Raw genomic sequence first — 8,619 nt, 5'->3', positions numbered from 1 at the left:
CTCTGTGACAAAGTAATTAATCCATGCCTTGCCAAATTCATCCCAAATATTCAGGTACCCTGAACGCATCAGACGCAAAGTGTAGGCGGTTTCCCCTTGGGCAGGAACTGGCATTTGAATAGACTCAGGTATGACTGGCAGAATATCGTGTTGAGACATAATGGCAGGACGAACGGGTAAAATTGGGAGACCTTTGCGGGTGCAAAATTTACAACCTTGTCGAGTGTTCGTTTGGTTCATGAATGTATTCCTTTATGTAATATCCATGGTGGCGTGGTGGATTGAATTTTTTCCCAATCGTGTTTATCCCAACCACGGGTCGCCCGGTCGTAATAACCTGGGTTGACTTTTGCTTTATACAATAATGCTTGAATATCGATGTGTTGCCAGAACAGGCAATGATAGGTTAATGCCTGCCATGCAAAGGTCAGTACATCTTGAGCATCAACCAAACCACACATTGCCGCTTGTTGTAGTGAGACATCAATATTTTGGCTTGTTGTCACACGCTCTTCCCATAAAGCGATCTGTGGTAATTTATGTAGTAGCTGATTAATTAAGCCAATTCGATTAATTTTATCAATGGGTAAATCGGTAGGATCATTTTTTTGGTAATGGATAGCGTCTGAGAAATGCAGTGTGTGCCACTGGTTTTCTAACCAATAAGTCCATGACGGTGCCGCATGGGCTTTTAATACCGTTTTTAGTTGCCAAGGTGTAAGCATCCAAGATAAGTGGAATAATACGCGGGGGTCATAATAGCGTAATAGCCAGCTTCGTTGTTTGGTATCAGTAAGCAAAAGGGCGCGAGCCAATTCATCACACAACGCTTTTGCGGGTAATTCACTTTCGATGAGGAGCTGGCAGCGTGGTGGGGATGTGTATGATTCTTGCTGATTTAATTCTGTGGTAAATCGACTCCAGTCCTCTGCGGGTAGCGTATTCACACTCAGCAGTGCTGGGTATAAATGTGCTTGCGGTTGCAAATGTACTGAAACAATATCTAACGTAGGGTATGGGTCAATCAGTTCCGGTGACAACATTTTGTCAATAATGGCGTATTGATGTTCCCCTAAAGCTTTATGTGGTGATTGATATAATGGCATATTGTTTTCCTTAACCTAGCGGGATAGTCGCTGAACCATCGCGTGCGGCCTCAGAAGCCACCGATTCACAAGCAGTAAAATTAGGGTAGGGTATGTTGAGGGTTGCCGCATCAATATAGTTCAGGTTGGCACTTTTCACGATAAAATCGCCAGAGGTTCCATGCTCAAGTTTGCCACCTTCAAGCGTGAAATATGAGCCTCCACTTTGTAAGGTGATTTTTTTCTTCGCACTGATGATAATTTCATCATTGGTACTAGTAATATTCAGCCCTTTTTGTGCAATGATGTCGACTTCACCTGTTTGAGCTTGAATTTCTATCTTGCCTGCCGCACTCACTAATTTCATTCCTAATTCATGGGCGAATAGCACCATCTTTTTCTTGGCAAATAAAACCATACGTTTGAGTGATGATATTTCTGTGTTACCTGCCGCTGTGTAGATTTGATTGCCATTACTACTGTGCTGAATATGTTTGGGGGTGGATACTGCAATACCGCCGGGAGCCCCTGCAAGGATCACGGGTTCTTGTAATTGCGTAATATTGCCATGTAAAAAGGTCTCTTGCGTTTGATTATCTAAAGGCTCAACCTCCGCTTTCTCTAATATTGTTGAGAGAGATTCAGCCATGGATAATGCATCAGAAAGTTGGCGTTTAATTTCATCTATATTGAGTTGTTGCTCGTTCGCTTTTTCTTGCTCATGAGTACTTATTAACAACCCTTTACCCGCGCGAATCGCGCCCCAGCTGTCAGTACGTAGCTCAAAACCGTCACCGCGTTGTTCGCGTTCGGCGTTGACCAAATGCCCCAGGTTTAACTGGGTTTTTCCGCCATACTCGGTGCTGAGCTTAATATGCTCTTGCCCGCGTTTATCCTCCATGCGCAGTTTGTTATTCGCAGGCGTGCGGATCACATTGCGGGTGTTATTTTTATCCGTCACGTGGTCGGGATGGCGGGAATCATGCAGTGCGTGGGCGATATAAGGACGGTCTGGATCGCCTTCATGGAAGGCGATAGCGACTTCAGTGCCTTGAATCAGTGGGAAATGCATTCCGTAAGTATCGCCGGCATAAGGTTTTGCCAAACGTACGGGCATACTTTCATAGCCCTTGGTTTTATTATCACGATCTGAGTCGAATTTGACCCAATAAAAGCCGTGTTCATTTTGGTGGGCATAAATATCGTGGTCTTTTGCGCTGGTGACGCGCGCCATTAATGTTCCCGCAATGACTGGGCGTGGTTTTAGAGCAGGGCGCCAGCACAGTGATTCCGTGTATGGCACGGCGTCAAAACGGACGGTTAGTGCTTTATCTCGGCTGGCGGTAAAGCGTAGGCGAGTAATTAGAATTGGCGATTTGAATACGCTGGGCAACGTCGAACTGAGCGGGTTATCTTGAATACTTAATACTAATAGAGGAGTAAGATCCGCAGCGCTACTTTCTCCGCGCAGCAAAGTCTGACGGGCTAAAAAGCGCTCGTGATCGAGTCTTGCCCAGAAGTTAGCGGTTTCAGTTTCAGGGCGAATTTTGTCCCCTCGGGTTAGGTGACGACCTTTATAGTGGTAAACATCGCCGTAGTTGGTTTTTTCGCCATCACCGCGCGTCATATCCGCGACGGCGGAAATCAACGTATCTTCCGCCAGTCGGTGGTTATAGTCTTTGGCAAAAACAGTGCTTTCAACCACTTGATGGCGCAAAGATAATCCCCAAACACTGTCAACATGGTTATCGCTCAGCCCAGATGGGCTATTGAGTGGCAGCGTTTTGTCATACACATAGCCTCGTTGGCTGTCTGTAAAGTGGAGTACCTCAGTTTGGGTTTCATTTTGTAAACCAAAGCGATAAAAAATACCCACTTCACTGAGTAAACGTTCAATAAATTGGCGGTCGCTTTCGTTAATTTGGTTGATTTGTTCGCGCTTTGGGTACGCTTTGTCGAGATGAAATTCGAACTCCCAGCCTTTGAAATTATGTTCACGCAGAATTTGTTCAACCACATCAGGGATGGATTGGTTGATAAAGAAACGGTGGCTGCGAATTTGATGGCGCAGTAGCGCAAAAAAAGGCTCGATAACTAACTGGTAGCGCGCTTCATCCGCAGAGCCAGAGAGACGGCGGAAATCCGTCACCACGCCATGAACGCGCTTGGCAACGCTCGGCTGAGTAGCGAGTCCCATAAGGTTATTTATCGGTACACAAAAGGTCAGGCTGGCATTACGGCGCAATAATTGTTGAGCAGAAAGATCCTGGGTGGAACAGGTAAACGTAATTTGATAGCGATAGGGTTCGCTAGCGGCTTCACGCCCGGTAAAATGTTCAACGTCCAGTAAATCTGAGCAGCCTTGCACTTCTAGGCGATAGCGGTTTTGACCTTGAAGGAGGTTTTTGGCTGTATCGAGTAGGCTCATGGAGTTATCTCCTCAATCTCACTGAAACTCAGGGTGATCCCGTCTTCTTCGCTGTAACCCAACGTCAGGCTTTGTGCTTGCTGGTGGTTGGCTTGGCGCATGAGTAGTTGCTGGCTCAGTACCGGTAAAATCTGCTGATTCAGTAGGCTGTCAATATTGCGGGCACCGGTGTCGGGTAATAAACAGGCGCTCACGAGCGTGTCATACAGCGTTTCTTCGATAATGCCCTCAAGCTTGTAGTGGGTGTAGAGACGCTTAATGACGCTACCCAGTTTCATTTCAACAATTTGGCGCAGTGCCACAGGGCCTAATGGGCGATAAATCAGTGTTTGGAAGCGGGCGAGTAAAGCGGGTTGGAAGTGGTCGCGCAAGGTTGGGCGCAGCAGTTCTTGTAACTCGCCGTCGGTAGACTCAGGGAACTCTTCGAGTTGCTGCATAAGCAAGTCGCTGCCCAAGTTGGCTGTCATTAAGATCACGGTATTGCGAAAATCAATTTCACGACCTTCGCCATCGCGCATAAATCCACGGTCGAAGACTTGATAAAACAGGTTGAGGACATCGCGGTGAGCTTTTTCCACCTCATCAAGTAACACGACGCTATAAGGGCGCTTGCGAACGGCTTCCGTTAAAATCCCGCCTTGACCATAACCCACATAACCTGGAGGCGAGCCTTTTAATTGGCTGACGGTGTGGGCTTCTTGATATTCGGACATGTTGATGGTGATTAAGGATTTTTCGCCACCAAACAGCACATCAGCCAAGGCCAATGCAGTTTCAGTTTTACCGATTCCGCTTGGACCGACTAATAAAAATACCCCTTGAGGGCCATTTTCTGAGGCGAGACCCGTGCGAGCAGCACGCAGTCGTTGCCCAAGCCCCAGTAATGGGCTTTCTTGACCCACAACGCGTTTACCTAGCGAGTCTTCTAACTCCAACAGTTCGGTTTGTTCGTCTTTTAATAGGCTGGATAATGGCACACCTGTCCAGTCGGCGATGACAGTAGCCACGGTTCTGACATCCACATCGGGGGTGATCAGTGGTTCACTTTGCTGAACGCGTTCTAACTGTGATTGGGTATTGCTGACATCTTGGGATTGACGTCGCTGTTCTAAGAGCTCGCTGATAAGGGTTTTTTCTTGCTCAAAACGCTGTTCCAGTTCCGCCATTTGCAGGGCTAATTGCGCATCTTGAGTGACTAATTCGCTCAGCAGGGATTGGTTGGTGGTGTTGCCAATCGCCAAATCATCAAGAATCGCTTGCTGTTCAAGTTCTAATGCATTGCGCTTGGCTTTTAAACGAGTCAGTTCTTCAGGGAGCGTATCGAGGCTCATGCGGATACGGGCGCTGGCGGTATCGAGCAAATCCACGGCTTTATCGGGGAGTTGACGACCGGTCAAGTAACGGCGAGATAAGGTGACGGCGGCTTTGACCGCATCATCGGTAATGTGAACACCATGATATTTTGCGTAGCGTGGTTTTAGTCCACGCAGCATTAAACAGGCTTTTTCGTCATCCGGCTCATCGACTTTGACGACTTGGAAGCGGCGTTCTAAAGCGGCGTCACGCTCGAAATATTGCTTATATTCAGACCAAGTGGTGGCGGCAATCGTACGCAATTCACCGCGGGCAAGGGCGGGTTTGAGTAAGTTAGCGGCATCAGCGCCACCCGCTTGGTTGCCTGCGCCAATGATGGTATGGGCTTCATCGATAAATAATAGAATAGGGGTTGGAGATTGTTGTACGGCTTCAATCACGTTTTTTAGGCGCTGCTCAAATTCACCTTTGACGCCAGCCCCTGCTTGCAGTAGCCCTAAATCTAATGTGCGTAATGATGTGGTTTGCAGGCTAACAGGAACATTACCTTCAACGATGCGTAAGGCTAAACCCTCCACTAACGCTGTTTTCCCAACACCCGGTTCGCCCACGAGAATGGGGTTGTTTTTGCGGCGACGAGAAAGAATATCCACCATTTGACGGATTTCGTCATCACGCCCAAAGACTGGGTCAATCGCACCTTCACGTGCTTTTTCGGTCACATCCACCGTAAATTTATTCAGCACTGCCAGTAAGGCATCATTCAGTGTGTTACCGATGACATTCGGTGCAGGGGGTTCGTTAGAGGATTGAGCCTCAAGCGGCGCTTCCGCCGGTAAAGATTGATTATGCGCCGCAAGTTGCTGAACTTCAGGGCGCTCATCGGATTGCGCATCAAGCATCGGTCTTAAGCGTTGTAATTGTGTGATGCTTAAGGTCATTAATGGCCAAAGGGCGTCGTTCGGAACTAAAGCGGGTTGCTTCACCATCGCCGCAAGAATATGGACGCTGCGAATGTGCTCGATATCTTCATCCAATGAGGCTATCACCCATGCGTTTTGAATTAAGTTTAGGAGTGATTTCGAGAGGGATGGGCGGCTATGGATAGAGCGGGGCAGGTTGTCGATGTCTGTTAACAGGCTTTGCCAAAGTGCAGAAATATCCCATTCATAGCGGCGCGCTAACACAGTGATATCACTTTCTCCTAGCTCAAGTAGCTTGAGTAACCAATGTTCGATGGTCACCTCAGCATGGGCGCGTGTTTGGCACAAGGAAGCGGCTGCCTCTAGTGCATTTGCACAAAAAGGGTTTAGGCGACGCAATAACATAACTGAAGAATTTTCCATGTTCTCTCCCTAGATAATCTGGTGGATATCAATGTGTTTAGGCACGCTACCGCCCCTAACCGTTAACCGAGGTTCATAAGGTGATATTCGCGATGGGAATGCGCGGTTGAAAGCGCGTATAGCTTGTTTAATGGCAAAATGTGTTGTGTGTGAGTGAGGTTGCGCAAGGGGCGCAAGAAAAAAGCAGACGCCGAAACGCCTGCTTGTCTTAATTAAGCGGTAGCACGCTCATTCCAAGAATCGGAATGGATGATGTTGCCGTCTTTGTATGTCCAAGTGATTTTTTCATAGCGCAGCTCAATCTCTTCGAGATGGTTGTGCTTCTCTTTACCTGGATCTTTGATGTCGTGCATTTTTGGAGCGACTTTCACGACTTTGACGTTTTCAAGTTTGGTGTTGAAATATTCGACTTCTTGTCCTGCGTCATCAATGCGATACCATTTGAATTCAGCTTCTTTCAAGGTTTGACCCGTGGTCACAGCCTTGTAAAGGTAAGGGCTTGAAGCATCAATTTCTTTAACGAAAATGAATGGCGTATGGATACGAGTACCTGTTAATTTACCGGTATTGTTATCCGTTGGGATGTACAGGTTATGGTCTTGAGCAACCACTTCGATGCTGCCTTCACGGTCTTGTACGTCGACAGAACCTTTAATTTCAGCACCGCCATCATCTTTCAGCCATAAATAAACTGGAATAGCCATAACTACTTCTCCTTTCGTGTGGAATGTGTACCACCATCCATCGATGGTACGGTGTTGACGCCTAATATCTGACAAGCTTCAGCTTGCGGTATCAGGCGAATTTCTACGCGGCGATTGCGAGCTCGTCCGTCAGCGGTGTTGTTGTCGGCAACAGGATTATTTTGCCCGTATCCCTGCACGGCAAAGCAGGTTGGCGAGATATCGCTGGTTTGGATCATCCAATCACGGACAGACTCTGCGCGTTTTAAAGACAGTTTTTGGTTTTGTTCTGGATTCCCGGTGTTATCGGTATAGCCAGAAACCATAATTAACCAGCCAGGTTTGGCTTTGATATTGAGTAGCGCATCAACTAACACTTTGGTTGCACCCGTTTTGAGTGTGTATTGCCCAACATCGAATAAGGACAAACTATCTAAAGTGACGATTTGAGGTGGTGCAGCTGGCGCTTCAGGGGCGATTTCAGGTTGAGACGGCGCCCAACTTCCTAGCAGAGTATGTAAGTAAGGCAATATTCGATTACCTTGATATAACGCTAAAGAGTAAGCGCTTGGGATCCCTTCGCGCTCCCAACGTGCAAGCTCAGCGGCATCATCTTGTAGCTGCTGATAAGCGGTCAATTTGGGTGCGAGTGGAACTTCTGAAAGCTGAGAGAAACGAGCAATATCTTCACCAATATGGCGAATGAGTTGCTGGTTGTGGTGGTAGCTACCGATTAAAGCACCCACTAAGAAAACCCCAAAAATGACGCCAATTGCACCGAGGCTTTTTTCTGTTCGGCTTAAGCTAATATCATGATGTAAGCGGCGTAGCATGACATCCGGTAAAGGGAGTAAATCCGTTGTTTGTACTGAGGAGCGCAATGGCAATGTGGTTTTTTCTTGGATGAATTGCTGCCATAAATTGTTCGGTTGACTCGTGATATCAATCCACTGAATGGCCCATGCGGAAGGGATTTGCTTCGGTGCTCCTGCTTGAGGCGTTGTGAACTGAGGGACTAAAACCTGATTTAACCAACTCTGTAAGGTATCTAGCCACAGGGAAAATTGCAGGCTTTGTTCTGACTGTCCGAAATGTGTAGGTAGCCACACGGAGTAAGGGACTGACATCGCCCCTTCTTGCTCTACTTGAAATTCAGTTTGGTGGCTGAGTAATGTCATCCAAGGGGTATGTTCATCATCAACATGCATAGTGGTCTCAGCATGATGAGGTTTAGAAAGGTATACCGTTACCCAAAATGGCAATTTAGCACCGATTTTTTGACGGCCTTCCCCAATCGCTCGACGCCAGTTGAGTAGCGCTTGTGTCAGGGCTTCTTGCTGGGTAAGTTGCTCGGGTAATACAACGTAAAGTAAGGATAAGTGCCCAGATAGTGAAGGGGCATATTCCACCAATGCGGCAATCAGTTTAACAAGCTCAGTGGGTGCGGATACACGAATATACCAACCTTGATTTGTTTCTCTGTGTAATTGGTCATCCAGAAAGAGTGCTTGAGATTGGCCACAGACTAAAATGACAGGTCCCTGATAATTATCAGCCGGAAATGCACCCGTATAATCATGTTCAGTGGATAACACTTGGCGTCGTTGTTTATATTGCCAAAACAACATTCCACCCGTCAGTACTATGACGAAGGCGGAAACAAAAATGGTGACACTTTGCCCTAGAGACCAAAACCCCCAGAGTAGCCACAAGAAAAGCCCTGTAGCAAAAAGCGTCAGACACTGTCTGATTGGATTTTGCAT

Annotated in this window: 6 protein-coding genes; all 6 read right to left on the bottom strand. The window is 47.2% G+C overall.

From position 1 onward, the window contains the following. Nucleotides 1-240 (bottom strand): toxin VasX (locus tag PR799_RS09045; protein ID WP_272521770.1); only part of this gene is annotated, 240 nt, incomplete at its 3' end. Beyond that, nucleotides 237-1,106 carry a DUF4123 domain-containing protein gene (locus PR799_RS09040; RefSeq protein WP_272521768.1) on the bottom strand — a complete coding sequence of 290 codons (870 nt, stop codon included), beginning with the start codon at nt 1,104-1,106 and terminating at the stop codon, nt 237-239. The genes PR799_RS09045 and PR799_RS09040, both read right to left, overlap by 4 nt. A gap of 10 nt (nt 1,107-1,116) precedes the next feature. After that, a complete protein-coding gene (locus PR799_RS09035; RefSeq protein ID WP_272521766.1) occupies nt 1,117-3,513 on the bottom strand; it encodes a type VI secretion system Vgr family protein in 2,397 nt (798 codons plus the stop codon). Then, a complete protein-coding gene (gene tssH / locus PR799_RS09030) occupies nt 3,510-6,173 on the bottom strand; it encodes a type VI secretion system ATPase TssH (protein WP_272521764.1) in 2,664 nt (887 codons plus the stop codon). The genes PR799_RS09035 and tssH overlap by 4 nt, the downstream gene beginning before the upstream one ends. Before the next feature lie 212 nt (nt 6,174-6,385). Beyond that, nucleotides 6,386-6,877 (bottom strand): Hcp family type VI secretion system effector, encoded by a 492-nt coding sequence (locus tag PR799_RS09025; RefSeq protein ID WP_006660409.1) that lies wholly within the window; start codon nt 6,875-6,877, stop codon nt 6,386-6,388. Nucleotides 6,878-6,879: 2 nt separating this feature from the next. Next, nucleotides 6,880-8,619, bottom strand: coding sequence for an OmpA family protein (locus PR799_RS09020; protein WP_154627180.1), 1,740 nt, complete (start codon nt 8,617-8,619; stop codon nt 6,880-6,882).

This window comes from Providencia sp. PROV202, assembly GCF_028479565.1.
In the GTDB taxonomy this organism is placed as follows: Bacteria; Pseudomonadota; Gammaproteobacteria; order Enterobacterales; family Enterobacteriaceae; genus Providencia; species Providencia zhijiangensis.
This window is presented reverse-complemented; position numbering and strand designations above follow the sequence as displayed.